The 16876-nt window shown below is 53.6% G+C and carries 13 protein-coding genes; 7 read left to right on the plus strand and 6 right to left on the minus strand.

The genetic code is table 11. The features are described 5' to 3' along the window. Positions 1-9 precede the first annotated feature (9 nt). The 3 genes from carB to carA are packed head-to-tail and all read right to left on the minus strand — an operon-like array spanning position 10 to position 4714. The gene (gene carB / locus ACK4S7_RS01090; protein WP_409643613.1) at positions 10-3330 is read right to left on the minus strand and encodes a carbamoyl-phosphate synthase large subunit; all 3321 of its coding nucleotides are present in this window, start codon (positions 3328-3330) and stop codon (positions 10-12) included. After that, complete coding sequence (locus tag ACK4S7_RS01095) at positions 3330-3560, minus strand: DUF4177 domain-containing protein (protein WP_409643615.1); 231 nt, start codon at positions 3558-3560, stop codon at positions 3330-3332. Before ACK4S7_RS01095 ends, carB begins: the two co-directional genes overlap by 1 nt. Next, positions 3557-4714 (minus strand): glutamine-hydrolyzing carbamoyl-phosphate synthase small subunit, encoded by a 1158-nt coding sequence (carA, locus tag ACK4S7_RS01100; protein ID WP_409643617.1) that lies wholly within the window; start codon positions 4712-4714, stop codon positions 3557-3559. Before carA ends, ACK4S7_RS01095 begins: the two co-directional genes overlap by 4 nt. Positions 4715-5005: 291 nt before the next feature. Here carA and ACK4S7_RS01105 point away from each other — a divergent pair, with 291 nt between their 5' ends. The 5 genes from ACK4S7_RS01105 to ACK4S7_RS01125 all read left to right on the plus strand — a co-directional run bounded on the left by ACK4S7_RS01105 (position 5006) and on the right by ACK4S7_RS01125 (position 11264). After that, positions 5006-5458, plus strand: a complete 453-nt coding sequence (locus ACK4S7_RS01105) for a GatB/YqeY domain-containing protein (protein WP_409643619.1) — start codon at positions 5006-5008, stop codon at positions 5456-5458. Positions 5459-5490: 32 nt separating this feature from the next. After that, complete coding sequence (dnaG, locus tag ACK4S7_RS01110) at positions 5491-7356, plus strand: DNA primase (protein ID WP_409643621.1); 1866 nt, start codon at positions 5491-5493, stop codon at positions 7354-7356. Positions 7357-7373: 17 nt separating this feature from the next. Next, positions 7374-9413, plus strand: a complete 2040-nt coding sequence (gene rpoD / locus ACK4S7_RS01115; RefSeq protein WP_409643622.1) for an RNA polymerase sigma factor RpoD — start codon at positions 7374-7376, stop codon at positions 9411-9413. 212 nt (positions 9414-9625) lie between these two features. After that, positions 9626-10327 carry a DUF6975 family protein gene (locus tag ACK4S7_RS01120; protein ID WP_409643624.1) on the plus strand — a complete coding sequence of 234 codons (702 nt, stop codon included), beginning with the start codon at positions 9626-9628 and terminating at the stop codon, positions 10325-10327. Between the two features lie 91 nt (positions 10328-10418). Further along, positions 10419-11264 carry an AAA family ATPase gene (locus ACK4S7_RS01125; protein ID WP_409643626.1) on the plus strand — a complete coding sequence of 282 codons (846 nt, stop codon included), beginning with the start codon at positions 10419-10421 and terminating at the stop codon, positions 11262-11264. 17 nt (positions 11265-11281) lie between these two features. On the opposite strand, the gene ACK4S7_RS01130 is transcribed toward ACK4S7_RS01125, so the two are convergent. Beyond that, entirely contained in the window at positions 11282-12661 is a 1380-nt protein-coding gene (locus ACK4S7_RS01130; protein WP_409643628.1) for a methyl-accepting chemotaxis protein, read from the minus strand. 157 nt (positions 12662-12818) lie between these two features. On the opposite strand from ACK4S7_RS01130, the gene ACK4S7_RS01135 reads away from it, so the two are divergent. Next, positions 12819-14003, plus strand: coding sequence for a vWA domain-containing protein (locus ACK4S7_RS01135; RefSeq protein ID WP_409643630.1), 1185 nt, complete (start codon positions 12819-12821; stop codon positions 14001-14003). Here the strand turns inward: ACK4S7_RS01135 and ACK4S7_RS01140 are convergent. Both ACK4S7_RS01140 and ACK4S7_RS01145 read right to left on the minus strand, forming a co-directional pair. Further along, positions 14000-15199, minus strand: coding sequence for an exo-beta-N-acetylmuramidase NamZ domain-containing protein (locus ACK4S7_RS01140; RefSeq protein WP_409643632.1), 1200 nt, complete (start codon positions 15197-15199; stop codon positions 14000-14002). The genes ACK4S7_RS01135 and ACK4S7_RS01140 overlap by 4 nt on opposite strands. Continuing rightward, positions 15196-15756 carry a DOMON-like domain-containing protein gene (locus tag ACK4S7_RS01145; protein ID WP_409643634.1) on the minus strand — a complete coding sequence of 187 codons (561 nt, stop codon included), beginning with the start codon at positions 15754-15756 and terminating at the stop codon, positions 15196-15198. Before ACK4S7_RS01145 ends, ACK4S7_RS01140 begins: the two co-directional genes overlap by 4 nt. A gap of 32 nt (positions 15757-15788) precedes the next feature. Here ACK4S7_RS01145 and tyrS point away from each other — a divergent pair. After that, positions 15789-16876: tyrosine--tRNA ligase (tyrS, locus tag ACK4S7_RS01150; RefSeq protein WP_409643636.1), on the plus strand; the 1088-nt coding region annotated here is incomplete at its 3' end.

Genomic DNA, 16876 nt, shown 5'->3' on the forward strand with positions numbered 1-16876 from the left:
CTGCTCGGGTTAATAATAGTCCTGAAGTGGCCGAACTTCAAGTTGCCGTTGTTGAAGCGCCGCAATCGCCTGCGCAGCGGCGACGCTTCCTGCGGCTGTTGTATACTGCGAAACCTTGCCCGCTAACGCGGACCGGCGGATTTCCTCACTGTCTTTAAGGCTCTGCCAACCTTCCGTCGTGTTAAAGATAAGCTGTATTTCGCCGTCTTTTATCTTGTCGACTATATGTGGACGGCCCTGCGCCACCTTGTTGACGCGTTCCACCTCTATGCCTTGTGCCAACAGATAGTCTGCAGTTCCGCCAGTGGCGCACACCGTGAACCCGCAGTTGATAGCTTGGCGGACCGCCGCGACAATGACTGGCTTGTCACTGTCTTTGACCGATACGAACAATTTTCCACTCATCGGCGGCGGCATTCGCGCACCGATTTGTGACTTGGCAAAGGCAGTAGCAAAATCCCGATCAATACCCATAACTTCGCCGGTGGATTTCATTTCGGGCGAGAGAACAGGGTCAACCCCTGGAAACCGGTCAAACGGGAAGACAGCTTCTTTCACCGCAATATAGTCAATATCGAGATTGACCGGTGGCAAGTCCTTGAGCTTTTCGCCCGCCATTACCCGCGCCGCGATCTTGGCTATGGGCGCGCCAATGGCTTTGGCGACAAAGGGCACTGTCCGGCTAGCGCGCGGGTTCACTTCAATCAGGTAGACTTCGCCGTCTTTCACCGCGAACTGGATGTTCATGAGTCCAAGCACATGCAGGTTTACGGCCAATAATTCAGTTTGGCGTCGGATTTCTGCAATGATATCCGCGGGAAGACTATACGGCGGGATGGTGCAGGCGGAATCGCCGCTATGCACGCCGGCCTCTTCAATATGCTGCAGGATACCTGCGACAACGACTTCATCGCCATCGCACAGTGCATCGACATCCACTTCAATCGCGTCCCGCAGATAGCTGTCGATCAACACAGGCGAGTCGCCGGACACGATCACGGCCGTCTGGATATAATTTTCCAATTGCGCCTGCGTATCGACAATCTCCATCGCCCGGCCACCCAAAACATAGGAAGGCCGCATCAATACAGGATAACCGATGGATTCGGCGACCTTGATGGCTTCTTCCCGGCTTCGGGCGATGCCGTTTTCGGGTTGCTTGAGCTTAAGCTTGTTAATCAGCGCGGCAAAGCGTTCGCGGTCTTCCGCAAGATCAATTGCATCCGGCGACGTGCCTAGGATGGGAATACCGGCCGCCTCAAGTGCCTTGGCGAGGTTCAAGGGCGTCTGCCCGCCAAATTGCACGATTACACCCTTTAAGATGCCATTCTGCTGCTCGACGTGCAGGATCTCAAGCACATCTTCCGCCGTCAGCGGTTCGAAATATAACCGGTCCGACGTATCATAGTCCGTTGACACCGTCTCCGGGTTGCAGTTGACCATGATCGTCTCATAGCCGGCATCTGACAGCGCAAAGCAGGCATGGACGCAGCAATAATCAAATTCTATTCCCTGCCCGATACGGTTTGGACCACCGCCCAGGATGACTATCTTTTCGCGGCCGGTCGGCTGACTCTCGCATTCGGGCGTGCCGAAGCTTGGGGCCTCATAAGTCGAATACATATAAGGCGTTTTTGCTTCGAACTCCGCGGCGCAGGTGTCGATCCGTTTATAAACGGGACGCACACCGAGTTTGTGGCGCAACGCGCGCACCTCGACCTCAGTCACGGCTCCTGCCATAGCCCGTGCGGCCTGCATGGCTATGCCGGAACCACGGCGGACAGCCGTTTCCATGCCGGGGCGAACGTTGATCGACTCCAACGCGAGATAGGCAAGCCGTTTGTCGGAAAAGCCCATTGCCTTCAACCGGCGTAGCGCCTCGGCCTCATTTGGTAGACCGTTTGCCTTGATATCATTCTCAGCAGCAATGATTTCTTCAAGCCGCTCCAGAAACCACGGGTCGAATTTTGCGATCGCATGGACTTCAGCGACGCTCATGCCCTCACGCAACGCTTGTGCCGCGACCAGAAGGCGGTCGGGTGTCGCACGGCTGAGTTCAGCCGACAAATCCTCCTTAGACGCCCCGCGCAGCGCATCGACATAGTTAAAACCAGACAGCCCTGTCTCTAGGCCACGGAGCGCCTTTTGCATGCTTTCATGGATGTTGCGGCCAATCGCCATCACTTCGCCTACCGACTTCATAGCCGTCGAGAGCAAGGGTTCGGCCCCCTTGAACTTTTCGAAAGCAAAGCGCGGGATTTTGGTGACAACATAGTCGATCGTGGGCTCGAATGAAGCAGGCGTCGCGCCAGTGATGTCGTTGGTAATCTCGTCGAGGGTATACCCCACGGCCAGCTTGGCCGCGACCTTTGCAATCGGAAAGCCCGTGGCCTTGGATGCAAGCGCAGAGGAACGCGACACACGTGGGTTCATCTCAATGACAATAAGCCGACCGTCCTTCGGATTTACTGCGAACTGTACGTTTGAACCCCCTGTTTCTACACCGATTTCACGCAAACATGCGATGCTCGCATTACGCATAATCTGATATTCTTTATCCGTTAGTGTCAGCGCAGGTGCAACGGTGATGGAGTCACCCGTATGGACCCCCATTGGGTCGACGTTTTCGATGGAACAGATAATGATGCAATTGTCGGCCTTGTCGCGGACGACCTCCATCTCATATTCTTTCCAACCCAGCAGCGATTCCTCGATCAGCACTTCGGTGGTTGGAGACGCATCAAGACCGCCAGTGACGATTTTGATAAATTCATCGCGATTATACGCTATCCCGCCGCCAGTGCCGCCCATGGTAAAGCTTGGGCGGATAATGGACGGGAGGCCAGTGCGTTCCAGCACCTCAAGCGCTTCGTCCAATGAATGTGCGATACCCGACCGCGCCGATTCCAGCCCGATTTTCGTCATGGCGTCACGGAACTTTATGCGGTCCTCCGCCTTGTCGATAGCTTCGGCATCGGCACCGATCATCTCGACACCATATTTTGCCAGCGTGCCATCGTTAAACAGCGCCAAGGCGACGTTCAAAGCCGTTTGCCCACCCATAGTCGGCAACACCGCGTCGGGACGCTCTTTTTCAATGATCTTGGCGACGATTTCGGGCGTAATCGGCTCGACATAAGTCGCATCGGCCATATCCGGATCAGTCATGATCGTCGCCGGATTGGAGTTGACGAGGATGATGCGATACCCCTCCTCTCGCAGCGCCTTGCACGCCTGAGTCCCCGAATAATCAAACTCGCATGCTTGCCCGATGATGATGGGACCAGCGCCAATGATGAGGATGGATTTTATGTCAGTACGTTTGGGCATCAGCCTACCTGTCGCTTGAGAATATAGGCCGCGGAGGGCGTGCTGTTTTTGTCATGCACTGGACCAATCTTGATTAACTCCCAGCCCAAAGCGCCATAATGATTTAACATTTGTTCCGTGGACATATTTTGCAATTCGGGTCGATCCCATTCGCCAGTGCTACTCCAAACACTGCCGACATACTGGACAACGAGATATTCCCATTTCTTGGGAGGATTTGGAGCGGTCACCCCATCATCCCTGCGAATTTTTCGAACAGATAATGGCTGTCCTGCGGGCCAGGTGAGGCTTCGGGGTGGTATTGCACAGAAAATGCGGGCTGGTCAGCAAGTTCGAAACCGCAATTGCTGCCGTCGAAGAGGCTAGTGTGCGTCGCCATAGCGTTGGCAGGCAAAGTCGCCGCGTCCACGGCAAAGCCGTGATTCATGCTGGTAATCTCGACCGACCCGTCGGTGAGGCGCTTGACCGGGTGGTTGGCGCCGCGATGACCCTGGTGCATCTTTTCGGTTTTTGCGCCAACCGCAAGGCCCAGCATTTGGTGGCCAAGGCAAATGCCGAACAATGGCTTTTTCGTTTCCAGCCATTGCTGGATGACTGGCACGGCATATTCTCCCGTCGCGGCAGGGTCGCCGGGGCCATTGGATAGAAATAACCCGTCAGGTGTATGGGCCATTATTTCTTCGAAGGTTGCTGTGGCGGAAACCACAGTCACATCGCAGCCGACATCAACTAAATTGCGAAGGATATTGTGCTTAATGCCATAGTCGATGGCGACAACCTTTTTGATGCCCTTGGCTGGCTTGTGGTAACCCTCTCCCAGCGTCCAAAGCCCCTGATCCCAGCCATAGGTCTGCAACGTCGTCACATCCTTCGCAAGGTCCATGCCTTCAAGCCCTGCCCAAGCTTTGGCCCGCGCCAGCATGGCTGGAACATCGAACTCTCCACGCGCCGAATGCGCGATTACAGCATTTGGCGCGCCAGCCACGCGGATCAACCGCGTCAGCGCGCGGGTATCGATACCGGAAATGCCAATCCGGCCGTTTGATTTCATCCATGCATCAAAATGCTGCGTGCTGCGGAAGTTCGATGGATCGGTCACATCCTGTCGCACAATTGCGCCCAAGGCATGCGGGTTCATCGCCTCGACATCTTCAGGATTGGCACCAACATTGCCAATATGGGGAAATGTGAAGTTGATGATTTGCCCGGCATATGACGGGTCAGTCATTACCTCTTGATAACCAGTCATTGCGGTGTTGAAGCATACTTCGCCCACCGCTTGGCCTTCTGCGCCAAAGCCCCTGCCCCAGACAACCTGTCCGGAAGCCAGAACCAATACCCCAGTCGCTCCAGAAGGCGCGCGCAAAGAATTGGGGTCGGCCATGAGGGGGTCGCTCCTGTGATACGGATTACAGCAATGTCGCTAAGGCACCGCGCCTAGAGATGGTGGGCACCAGCGTCAATGCCGAATCGGAGAAAGCTGTGGAATGTTTACCCAATATTTCGCCGCCCTGTCGCCATGACCTTGTTTGTGCGCTGCACGGCCGCGGCTTTAGAATAAATTTCTACCCACAAGCCCCGCAAACGCGGCGAGATTGAACATGAAACAAGTTCAGGGTGACGAAAATGGGGAGTTGGTCTAACGGCATGTTTCAATGAAAATCCGGAAACAAACATGATTCGTGACACCATTAAAGCAGCCCAGATCACCGCGATGAAAGCTGGCGAGAAGGATCGTTTGGCCACAATTCGCCTGATCCTTGCGAAGATCAAGGACCGCGACATTGAGCTGCGCACAGCTTCGCAACAGCCAGACGACGATGCAATGGTGGTTGAGGTCATGCAGAAGATGATCAAGCAACGCCGTGAGTCGATTGCGCTGTACGAGCAAGGCGGCCGGGCCGAACTAGCTGCAGTTGAAGCTGCTGAGCTTGTGATCATCGAAGAATTCCTGCCGGCGCAATTAAGTGATGCAGAAACAAGCGCAGCGATTGAGGGCATAAAGGCCGATCTCGGTGCCGAAACGTTGAAAGACATGGGTCGCGTCATGGCGACCCTTAAAGAACGTCATGGTCCACAGCTTGATATGAGCAAGGCTAGTGGGCTGGTGAAAGCGGCGTTGAGTTGAAAATTCGCACAGATCAGGGAGGGCTGCCATAGGTGTCCCTCACCCCACAATGGCTGGATGAGTTACGTTCGCGGACGACGCTGTCCGCGCTGATCGGGCGCACCGTCAAGGTAACAAAAGCAGGGCGCGAGTTTAAAGCCTGTTGCCCGTTCCATAACGAAAAATCGCCCAGCTTTACGATCAACGACGAAAAAGGTTTCTATCACTGTTTCGGCTGTTCTGCGCATGGCGATGCCATCCGTTGGATGACCGATCACCGTGGCCTCTCGTTCATGGATGCCATCAAGGAACTTGCGGCAGAGGCGGGCATGGTCGTCCCTGCCGCTGACCCGCAAGCTGCGCAAAGGGCGGACAAGGCGAACAGCCTGTATGACGTCATGACGGCTGCGCAGGAATGGTTTGTAACACAATTGCTGAGTGTTGAGGGGGCTTCAGCGCGTGGCTATCTCAAGCAACGTGGATTCACCGAACAGACGATCAAGGACTTCGGCTTTGGCTTGGCGCCCGACAATCGTACGGGGTTAAAAGGCGCGCTTAAACAATTTGGCGACCCAATGTTGATTGAGGCAGGATTGCTGATCTCAGTCGACGGCAAGGCTCCTTATGACCGCTTTCGCGGGCGGCTGATGATCCCCATACGCGATCCACGTGGCCGGATAATTGCTTTTGGTGGCCGGATATTGGGCGAAGGCGAACCCAAATATCTGAACTCGCCGGACACGCCGCTGTTTGACAAGGGCCGCACACTGTACAATCTCGACAAATGCTCGCCTGCATCGCGCCAGACTGGGCGGGTGATCGTGGTAGAGGGCTATATGGACGTCATCGCCCTTGCCCAGGCTGGCTTTGCCGACGCGGTCGCGCCGTTGGGTACAGCATTAACAGAACAGCAAATCCAGATGCTTTGGCGGATGACCGAAAAGCCTTTATTGTGTTTTGACGGGGACTCCGCCGGCCAAAAAGCTGCCATGCGGGCTGCACTGCGTGCGCTTCCTCTGTTGAAGCCAGGCCATAGCTTGCAGTTTGTAACGTTGCCCGATGGGCAGGACCCTGACGATCTTGTTAAGGCTTCCGGGGCAAAGGCGCTGACTGATCTCTTGGAGGCGTCACAGCCGCTCGTTGAAAGGCTGTGGACAGCTGAAATGTCTGCCAGACCACTCGACACTCCGGAGGACCGTGCGGGCCTTAAACAGCGCCTCGGCGGTCACATGGCCAATATCGCTGATTCCGAAATACGGCGTCATTATGCCGATGCATTTCGGGAACGGTTCGACAATTTGTTCGCACCGCGCCGTAACGCTCCATTCACGGCATCAGCGCCTTTTGTGCGTGGAAAAAAGGGTGACTGGCGTAAACCTCAGATTTTACCGCCGGGCGCCGAGACAAAGAGCTTTAATGCGAAGGGTTCGGATTTTCTTATCCAAGGAGTCTTGGGTGCACTCTTGCGGCATCCCGCGCTTATTCGACAACATCATGAAGCACTAAGCGACTTCATTCCACCGGACCCGAATCACGCCGCTTTGCTCAACGTGATGCTCAACGAATCTTTTGCCAAAGAATCGCTTGATACAGACGGGTTAATTACCATATTGGACGAGAAGTTGTATAATGTCGCGTCGGCACTTCTCCACAGCAACGGCAAAGTTTTTGCTTTTAACCGCGGAGAGTCCGGTACAAGTGGCGACGGATTATCCAGCGCTTCTAAGGATCTGGGCGAAGCAATTAGGCTGATGAAGCAGCGTCCTGCGCTCGAAGAGGCGTTGGAACGTGCTACGCGGTTAGCGAGTTTGGAACTGACCGAAGAAACTTTTGCCGAACAGCAAAGGTTACGACACGAGAAAAAGGCATTTGACGACCGTATCATCGAATTTTTTCGGCGAGATGCGGACAGTTTTTAAGTTATCGGGGAATTATTTTGGCAAGTCGCGCAAATGAAAATGAAGAAGATATCGGCGAAAACGGTGATGCACCGCTGATTGACCTAAATGATGCGACCGTAAAAAAGCTGCTCGCCAAGGCGAAGCGCCGCGGTTTCCTGACCTACGACGAACTTAATGCAGCATTGCCCCAGGACCAAATGTCGTCCGAACAGATCGAAGACGTGATGTCCGCGATTAACGACATGGGCGTTCAGATCGTAGAGAATGAAGAAGCTGGCGAAGACGGCGAAGAGGAGCAAGAGGAAGAAGTCGAAACCATCGATAATGTTTCCGAAAATGACCCTCGCTCTCTGACGAACACAATCAAGAAGACAGGTACCGGCGAGCGCACTGACGATCCTGTGCGCATGTATTTGCGTGAAATGGGCGCGGTAGAATTGCTATCGCGCGAAGGCGAAATTGCCATTGCGAAGCGGATTGAATCCGGCCGTGACACGATGATCCTTGGTTTGTGTGAAAGCCCCATCACTTTTCATGCCATCATTGACTGGTCGAACGCGCTCAACGACGGCGCGATGCAGTTGCGCGAAATCCTGGATCTGGACGCCATGCTGTCTAAGGAACCGGCTCCAGAATCTTTGACTGAAGATGGAGAAGAAGAAGGCGACGGCGAAATCAGCGAGAAGACCGCTGGTCCCTCTTACAAAGAGGAAGAAGAAGTCGAAGACGAGCCGGAAGCGGCAAGCGACGACGATGACGACATGACCGAGCGGCGCACCCGTCCTGTGGAGGAAGAAGAAGAAGACAACACCCTCAGCCTCGCACAAATGGAAGAGGCTTTGAAGCCTGCTGCGCTTGAACGCTTTGCCAAGATCACGTCTTTGTTCAAGAAATTTTCGAATATTCAGCTTGAACGTATGCGTGCACTGAATGCAGGTGAAGATTTTTCCACAGCATCGGAAAATAAGTATCACAAATTGCGGGAAGAATTGACGGCCGAAGTCGAAAGCGTTCAGTTCCATGCAAACAAGATCGAATATCTTGTGGATCAGTTGTATTCGTTCAATCGTCGGCTGACCGCATTGGGTGGCCAGATGCTCCGCCTGGCCGAACGTCACAAGGTACCCCGCAAAGCTTTCCTCGACAGCTATATGGGGCACGAGCTTGACGAAAACTGGCTTGCTGATGTTTCCAGCATTGACAAGAAATGGACGGCATTTGCGACCAACGAAGCCGAAAGCGTTGAACGCATTCGCGCTGAAATCGCGGACATTGCGGCCAACACGGGCATGTCGCTTGGCGAATTCCGTCGCATTGTAAACATGGTGCAAAAGGGCGAGCGTGAAGCACGCATCGCCAAAAAGGAAATGGTCGAGGCCAATTTGCGCCTCGTGATTTCCATTGCCAAGAAATACACAAACCGTGGTTTGCAGTTCCTCGATCTCATTCAGGAAGGCAATATCGGCTTGATGAAGGCGGTTGATAAGTTTGAATATCGTCGTGGGTACAAGTTCAGTACCTATGCCACTTGGTGGATCCGTCAGGCTATCACCCGTTCGATCGCTGACCAAGCGCGTACAATCCGTATCCCGGTGCATATGATCGAGACGATCAACAAATTGGTGCGCACGAGTCGGCAGTTCCTGCACGAACAGGGCCGCGAGCCAACTCCGGAAGAGATGGCCGAACGCCTTTCCATGCCGCTTGAAAAAGTGCGCAAGGTGATGAAAATAGCCAAGGAGCCCATCAGCCTTGAAACACCGATTGGCGACGAGGAAGACAGCCATTTGGGTGACTTCATCGAGGATAAAAACGCCGTCATTCCGGTAGATGCGGCGATTCAGGCCAATTTAAAGGAAACTGTGACTCGCGTTCTTGCTTCGTTAACGCCGCGTGAAGAGCGGGTGCTGCGCATGCGGTTCGGTATCGGCATGAACACTGACCATACGCTTGAAGAGGTCGGACAGCAATTTAGTGTTACGCGAGAGCGTATCCGCCAGATTGAGGCGAAGGCGTTACGCAAACTGAAACATCCAAGCCGAAGCCGCAAAATGCGCAGCTTCCTCGACCAGTAATAGGCCAAATTTTTGAATAAAAGCCTGTTCTTGTGACCAAGAACGGCCTTTTATCCGAAATGGGAATAGCTTGGTTGGACGTTACATGCGCTTGGGCGTATGTTCTTGCCTCAACAATTACCTTAGTTGCTGTAAACCAGATATTTAACACTTTTCGCTACTAGTTCGCCCTTAGGTGTGTCCAGACGCGTGGGTTTGCCGAGGAGGAGCATATGGACAATTTAGCACGGCCTCCACTTCATCATGGCCAGAGCGACATTTTTGTCCGCAACATAATGTCCGATGGAAGCCTGAACGTCGTGGCTCCTCTGCTCAGCTTCCTAACAAATAAGCGGGACAAGCCTCATTTTCGCGCCCAAGGAAAAAGCGCAAGAACCGCGTTATTGGCGGACATTTCGCACTTCATGCACATTTCGCATGGTCGCCATCCGGGCATTATCGATTATGCGGCTCAGAAAATTGTTGATGAAGCTGCCCGCAATTGGCTCGTTCAAGCAATAGATGGCATGCTGGGAGAACGCGCTTTCTTAAACCGGCTTACGGTAACGGCTGGCCCCATTCGGAGACTGTCGGGCCAAGACAAGGTCAATGCATTGGTCGAGAGCCAAGCCAAAAATTTCCAGTTGCTGGCAACATCTGATCGCAAAGGCTGTTCATCGGGCGCCGTCATCGCGTTTGTGCTCGACTGGCATCAAACACGCCCATTGCTTGATATTGTCGCCTATGAAATGGGGTTAGCCCATAGCCCTGTCACCCTGCCCTCGGTTACCGAGTGCGTGCAGTTGGTGGAAAAACTTGAGCATAATGAAGGCTACCGACGAGCTATGGCCTTTGGTGCCGACCAGACATTGGCGCAGCAACGCTGCCTGTGGCAGCTCGTTGTGGCGCGCCATGTCGAAATGCTCGCGGCCTGAGGGGCGAGCGCGCTCCATTCAATATAAGGTTGCATATCACCGTGGTCACACTTAACGAATTAACCGTTCGATTAACAAACGGGGTTTGTCCATGCGCTTTGAAGGCACTGATAATTACGTCGCCACTGATGACCTGAAGGTTGCCGTTAACGCTGCAACCAAACTGCGCAGACCTCTGTTGGTCAAGGGTGAACCCGGAACGGGCAAGACCGTACTTGCGCAGGAAATTGCGACCGCACTTGGTGCACCGCTGATCGAATGGAATATCAAGTCTACAACCAAGGCCCATCAGGGACTATATGAGTATGACGCAGTCGCGCGGCTCCGCGATAGCCAACTGGGCGACGAGCGCGTGCACGACATCAAAAACTATATTAAAAAAGGTAAGTTGTGGGACGCTTTTACTGCGCCACAGTTGCCTGTCCTTTTGATTGACGAAATTGACAAGGCGGACATCGAATTTCCCAACGATTTGCTGCAGGAACTCGATCGCATGGAATTCTTCGTTTACGAAACGCAGGAAACCATCAAGGCCGTCGAACGGCCTATCGTGATCATCACCTCGAACAATGAAAAGGAATTGCCCGACGCATTTTTGCGCCGTTGTTTCTTCCATTATATTAAATTCCCCGATCGCACGACCATGCAAGCGATTATCGATGTCCACTTCCCCGGCATTCAAAAGATGCTGGTTTCTAAAGCTATGGACATTTTTTACGAGGTTCGGGACGTTCCGGGTCTCAAGAAAAAACCAAGTACAAGTGAATTGCTGGATTGGTTGAAGCTGTTGCTGCACGAGGATATGCCACTTGACGTGCTGCAGTCCCGTGACCCGACAAAAGCGATCCCGCCGCTACATGGAGCATTATTGAAGAACGAACAGGACATCATGCTGTTCGAACGTCTTGCATTTATGGCGCGCCGCCAGAACAGCTAAGTCCGGCAGGCTGAGGCTTAAACGACATATGCGAGCTCAAGGTCACCCCAGCGCTGACCGTTAATGCGTAACGGCACATAAACGTTGCGCACAACCTTATATGTTCGTCCATCGCCTTCATGGCGATACACAGCCATCATATAGTCCTGTTCGCTTGCCTTCGCTATAATGTCGATGCCTTCAAACAGAACCCGGCCATTACGGCAATATTTTGTGTCATGGGCTATATCGCCGGTAGGGGCCCGCGAAAATTCCTTAAGGTGAACAGGCAAGAAGCCCTCCTTGCTGGTACACACAACGGACAATATTTCATCCGGATTGCTTTGCTTGACGGCTTCAAGCATTGGCTGCCAGTGCCGTTCCGCCCAAGACGTCAGCCTAGTGGTAAACCTCGGCGGGTTGCTGCCAGTGATGGGAATAAGCATTGTGTCAAAAAGTGCGTCCACCTCCAGCAAACCATTGGCGATAGCCGCCTCGGTGATAGCGGCAATCTTTTCGGCTTCTTTTTGGGCACGCTCCACAAATTCGGTGTCGCGCGGCGATAGCCCGCTGTGCACGATGTTGTCGAACATCCGGTTGGCTTGCTCTTCCAGAGTCCCAATTTGAGTATGTGCTTCGCCGACCGCTGCAAACATCTCGATATTTGCCTTGGCGACGGCATCACGCACTTTCTGCGAATCGATAAGGCCGCGGTGAATTTGGGCAGTGCTTTCGGCAATTCCGCGGTTGTGATCCCCGACCTGAGCCACAACATCGCTTACGCCGTTGATGAGTTCTTCCAGACTTGAAAACTGCTGCTGGGCAGCACTGCTGGTGGCAATGCCGTCTTCAATCTGTTCAACAAATTTGGCTGCCTCATGGGACAAGGAATTGACTGTTCCCGTGATTTCGACAGCAGCACGCCGGGTGTCATGTGCAAGCTTTTTCACTTCAGCGGCGACGACGGCAAAAGTTTGCCCCGCCGCTCCGGCTTTTTCTGCCTCAATGGCCGCGTTCAGCGCGAGCATATTTGTCGTGCGCGCAATTGAGTCGATTGATTGTGAGACTCGCTTCACTTGCTCCATCGCCGCGGCAAAGCCTGTGATATGCGGACCAAGATTAATGATGAGAGTGACGAGTTCTGAAAAACTTGCGAGCGAAAGCTGAACGGTCTCCTGACCTGTCATCAGTTTACTCACCGCAGAATCAGCCAGATTTCTGGCCTCCCGCGTAGCATGCGTCACCTCTGCAATGTCTGAATCGAGACCCAGGGTAAGTTCCGTCAGCTCGCCATGTCGCGCTTTAAGCCAGTCAGCAGATTGCAGAGCCTTTTCCAGAACACCCGCAGCTTCTGTGCAGCCGACAGTGACATCCCCGCAAATGCGGGCCGTTTCGCGAATCCAATGATTTTCAGTCAACGCTATTTTTTCCATTTTCACAGGTTCGCCATCCCATTTTCTGTTGGTCCGCAAAGCCGTAAAGCAATTTGGTTATCACCGGGTTAACCAGCGGATGTTGACGCCGCGTCGCAGAACAGCCAAAAGCTTAACTGGTCAATTAAACAGGAGTCCGCTGATGTTTTTCTCGTTCATGGAAGAATTGCGGACGGCGGGAATCTCCGCGTCGCTTAAGGAGCATTTGGCACTGCTTGCTGCGCTTGACGCAGAGGTTATTGGCCAGAGTCCTGAGGACTTCTATTATCTGGCGCGTACGACTTTGGTCAAAGATGAAGCATTGCTTGACCGATTTGACCAAGTTTTCGGAAAAGTCTTCAAGGGCATATTCACGGAGTATGGACAAAACCCTGTTGATGTTCCCGCAGACTGGCTGAAGGCCATTGCCGAGAAATATCTGTCGCCGGAAGAAATGGCAAAGATTGAAAAAATGGGCAGCTGGGACGAGTTGATGGAAACTCTGAAGAAGCGCCTCGAAGAACAGGAAAAGCGTCATCAGGGCGGCAATAAATGGGTGGGCACAGGGGGTACTTCACCATACGGTAATTCTGGCTATCACCCCGAAGGTGTCCGGATAGGTGGCGAGTCCAAACACAAGCGTGCGGTAAAGGTCTGGGACAAACGCGAATTTCAAAATCTCGACAACACCAAAGAGTTGGGTACCCGCAACATCAAAATCGCTATGCGCCGCCTGCGCCGTTTTGCCCGCGATGGCGCAGTTGAAGAACTTGACATTGAGGGCACAATCAACGGCACGGCCCGTCAGGGCTGGCTCGATATCAAAATGCGGCCAGAACGCCGCAATGCGATTAAAGTGCTCCTGATGTTGGACGTTGGCGGATCGATGGATCCGTTTATCAAATTATGCGAAGAGTTATTCAGTGCCGCCACTAGTGAATTCAAAAACCTTGAGTTTTTCTATTTTCACAATTGCCCCTACGAAGGCGTATGGAAGGACAATAAACGCCGGTTTAGCGAGCGCACGCAGATGTGGGATGTGCTGCACAAGTTCCCGCATGACTACAAGGTGGTGATGGTGGGCGACGCGTCGATGAGCCCGTATGAGATCACCCATCCTGGCGGCTCGGTTGAGCATTTTAACGAAGAATCGGGTGCGGTCTGGATGAACCGGATCACCAGCACTTACCCTGCCACTGTGTGGCTAAACCCGGTCCCTGAAAAGCAGTGGGGATATTCGCAATCCACGAAGATCATCAAGGAGCTGATGAACGACCGGATGTATCCCCTGACGCTTGAGGGCCTTGATGACGCGATGCGAGAACTAAGCCGCAAGCACGGCCATTAGTATAGCAGATATTTGCGGCGCTCCTCGATCCAGCTTTGCTCGTCGACTGACGTCATGGCGTCAAATTCGTCGGGCGAACTGTCTGGCGCATCCACCCATTCGCGCAAAGCCGGCCCCCCGTTGATGACGTCAATCGCAAGCTTTCCAAATTCATACTCATAAGGGAAATCACGCCAAAGCGGATAGTCGGGGTACAGTTTACGGATGGCTTTGAACGCCAACGTCTGTAACCGCCACGGCCGAAACGCCTGATGGTCGTAGTCTGGTCCTTCGGCATGAATGTGCACGCCATTGCAAAGTTGCTGCATGTGCTTGTGGAACGTTGGCTCGAACCAGATTTCGCGCAGACTGCAACCCCTGAGCCATTGCGGCGCGAAGCGTTTCATCTCGGCGATGACAGCGCGCGCGTCGATATCTGGCGCACCAAATATCTCAAGCGGACGTGTGGTCCCCCTGCCCTCGGACAGTGTTGTTCCCTCAAGCATGACTGTCCCTGCATATGCACGCGCCATGTTGATGTTTGGAGCATTGGGGCTTGGGTTAATCCACAGCCTGTCCGATGGCCACCCAAAGCTTGGCGCCGCGTCTGGCGAATATCCCTCCATTTGGATGACGCGATAATCGACATCGATCTTGTAGTGATCAATGAACCAGTGACCAAGCTCTCCCAGCGTCATGCCGTGGCGCATCGGCATGGGTCCGGCGCCGACGAAGCTCTCCCATCCAGCACGCAATCTAAGCCCCTCTACAGGGCGTCCAGCCGGGTTTGGTCTGTCGAGCACCCAAACTGTTTTTCCGTGCTCAGCGGCAGCCTCAAGGATGTACAGCAAGGTCGTGATAAAGGTATAAATTCGGCAGCCCAAATCCTGCATATCGATCAGGATGACATCGAAAGTTTCCATCGACACTGAGGTGGGGCGTCGGACTTCGCCATAAAGGCTGAACACCGGGATATTGTGCGCTGGGTCCACGAAATCCGGCGATTCCATCATATTGTCTTGCTTGTCCCCGCGCAGGCCATGTTGTGGGCCAAATGCGGCGGTGATGTTGACCTCACTCAATGTGGCGAGCGCATCAAGCGCGTGGGTGAGGCCGGCGGTAACGGAGGCGGGGTGCGCCAACAAAGCTACGCGCTTACCCTTCAAGGGAGCGCGCAGCTCAGGCTCGGTTAAAAGGCGATCAATTCCGAAGTTCATAGCGTGCCTCGTGCCTCCAGATGCAAGGCAAAGCAATCCCTATGATGGAAATCCGGCTTACCTGGAGGATGGGCAACGGCCCAATAAGAGAAATCCCCACTTTTGGTGGCGATGACCGCGCTAACGCCTGCCAGTAATGCGCGCCCCCGCCAAGCGTCCGGTAACTGGAACTTCACCGAAACATTCAGAACACTCTCGTTTTCCTCCGTCTGAATGTCAGGAACTTCCGTTTCCAATTCCGCCATATCGGCACGATACCCGGAAAACTGATATGCAGCCCATTGGCCTGAAGGTGCAAAATTATATTCTAAATATATTTCGTCTTCAATATTACCGACAAATAACTCGAAACATGTTTTTTTCCATAATTCATCAACCCGTTCTGGTGCTGCTGGAGCAACAATTTCCACCGCCTCTAGGCTCCCCAAAACACCATATGTCAGTTCAACTTTTCCGCTATCGCTCCGCGATATCACCACCTGTATTCCCTCGGCACCGCCAGCATCGGACTGCGGATGGCAAATCAATGGCACTTGCATCATCGAAATATTGGCCAATGTCGAAACTCCATGCTAGGCGCGGGCGCGCTATGACTGCTTATAAATCCGATCTCCTTCGCCTGCTCGATGCACGTGGCTATATTCACCAGACAACGGATGCTGCGGCGCTCGACGCATTGGCATCTACAGAGATTGTCCCGGGCTATATCGGCTTCGACGCCACCGCGCCATCGCTTCATGTCGGCAATCTGGTGTCCATCATGCTGCTGCGCCGCTTACAGCAGGCTGGCCATAAACCGGTGGTGGTCATGGGCGGCGGGACCACACGTATCGGCGACCCGACCGGAAAAGACGAAGTTCGCAAAATGCTGACCGACGAGACGATCGAGTCTAACATTAAATCGATCCGCACGGCGTTTGAGCGTTTTCTGACTTTCGGTGATGGCCCGACAGATGCAGTGATGGTCAACAACCATGACTGGCTTGGGAAGCTTGGATATATCGAATTGCTGCAGCAAGTCGGCACGCATTTCACTATCAACCGCATGCTGACATTTGATTCGGTAAAGTTGCGGTTGGACCGTGAGCAGCCGATGACCTTCCTCGAATTTAACTATATGATCCTGCAAGGTTATGATTTCCGTCACCTAAGCAACACCCTCGGCGTGCGTCTGCAAATGGGCGGGTCCGACCAATGGGGCAACATCATCAACGGAATGGAACTCGCGCGCCGTATGGATGGCACGGAGGTTTTTGGCCTCACCACCCCGCTCATCACCAAAGCGGATGGCTCAAAAATGGGCAAATCAGTCTCTGGCGCAATATGGCTTAATCGCGAGCAATTGCCCGATTACGATTATTGGCAGTTTTGGCGGAACACCGATGACCGCGATGTTGGCCGTTTCCTGCGGTTGTTTACGGATCTGCCCTCGGAGGAAATCGCACGGCTAGAAGCCCTTGGCGGTTCGGAAATTAACGCAGCAAAAATCGCCCTTGCGAATGCGGCGACCGAATTGTGTCGCGGTGCCGATGCCGCCGCGCTTGCTGCAGAAACAGCGCGCAAGACATTTGAGGAAGGTGCAACGGGTGGAGACTTGCCTATGGTTGAGGTGTCAGCCAGTATTTCCGTTATCGATGCACTGGTGGCGTTGAACTTCGTTGCTTCAAAAAAAGAAGC

Source organism: Sphingorhabdus sp., assembly GCF_046292425.1.
Lineage (GTDB): Bacteria > Pseudomonadota > Alphaproteobacteria > Sphingomonadales > Sphingomonadaceae > Sphingorhabdus_B.

Coding starts and splice junctions, on each gene's coding strand:
- carA (WP_409643617.1), bottom strand. CDS start 4,714: ATGGCCGACCCCAATTCTTTGCGCGCGCCTTCTGGAGCGACTGGGGTA.
- ACK4S7_RS01140 (WP_409643632.1), bottom strand. CDS start 15,199: ATGAACTTCGGAATTGATCGCCTTTTAACCGAGCCTGAGCTGCGCGCT.
- ACK4S7_RS01105 (WP_409643619.1), top strand. CDS start 5,006: ATGATTCGTGACACCATTAAAGCAGCCCAGATCACCGCGATGAAAGCT.
- ACK4S7_RS01125 (WP_409643626.1), top strand. CDS start 10,419: ATGCGCTTTGAAGGCACTGATAATTACGTCGCCACTGATGACCTGAAG.
- carB (WP_409643613.1), bottom strand. CDS start 3,330: ATGCCCAAACGTACTGACATAAAATCCATCCTCATCATTGGCGCTGGT.
- ACK4S7_RS01135 (WP_409643630.1), top strand. CDS start 12,819: ATGTTTTTCTCGTTCATGGAAGAATTGCGGACGGCGGGAATCTCCGCG.
- ACK4S7_RS01120 (WP_409643624.1), top strand. CDS start 9,626: ATGGACAATTTAGCACGGCCTCCACTTCATCATGGCCAGAGCGACATT.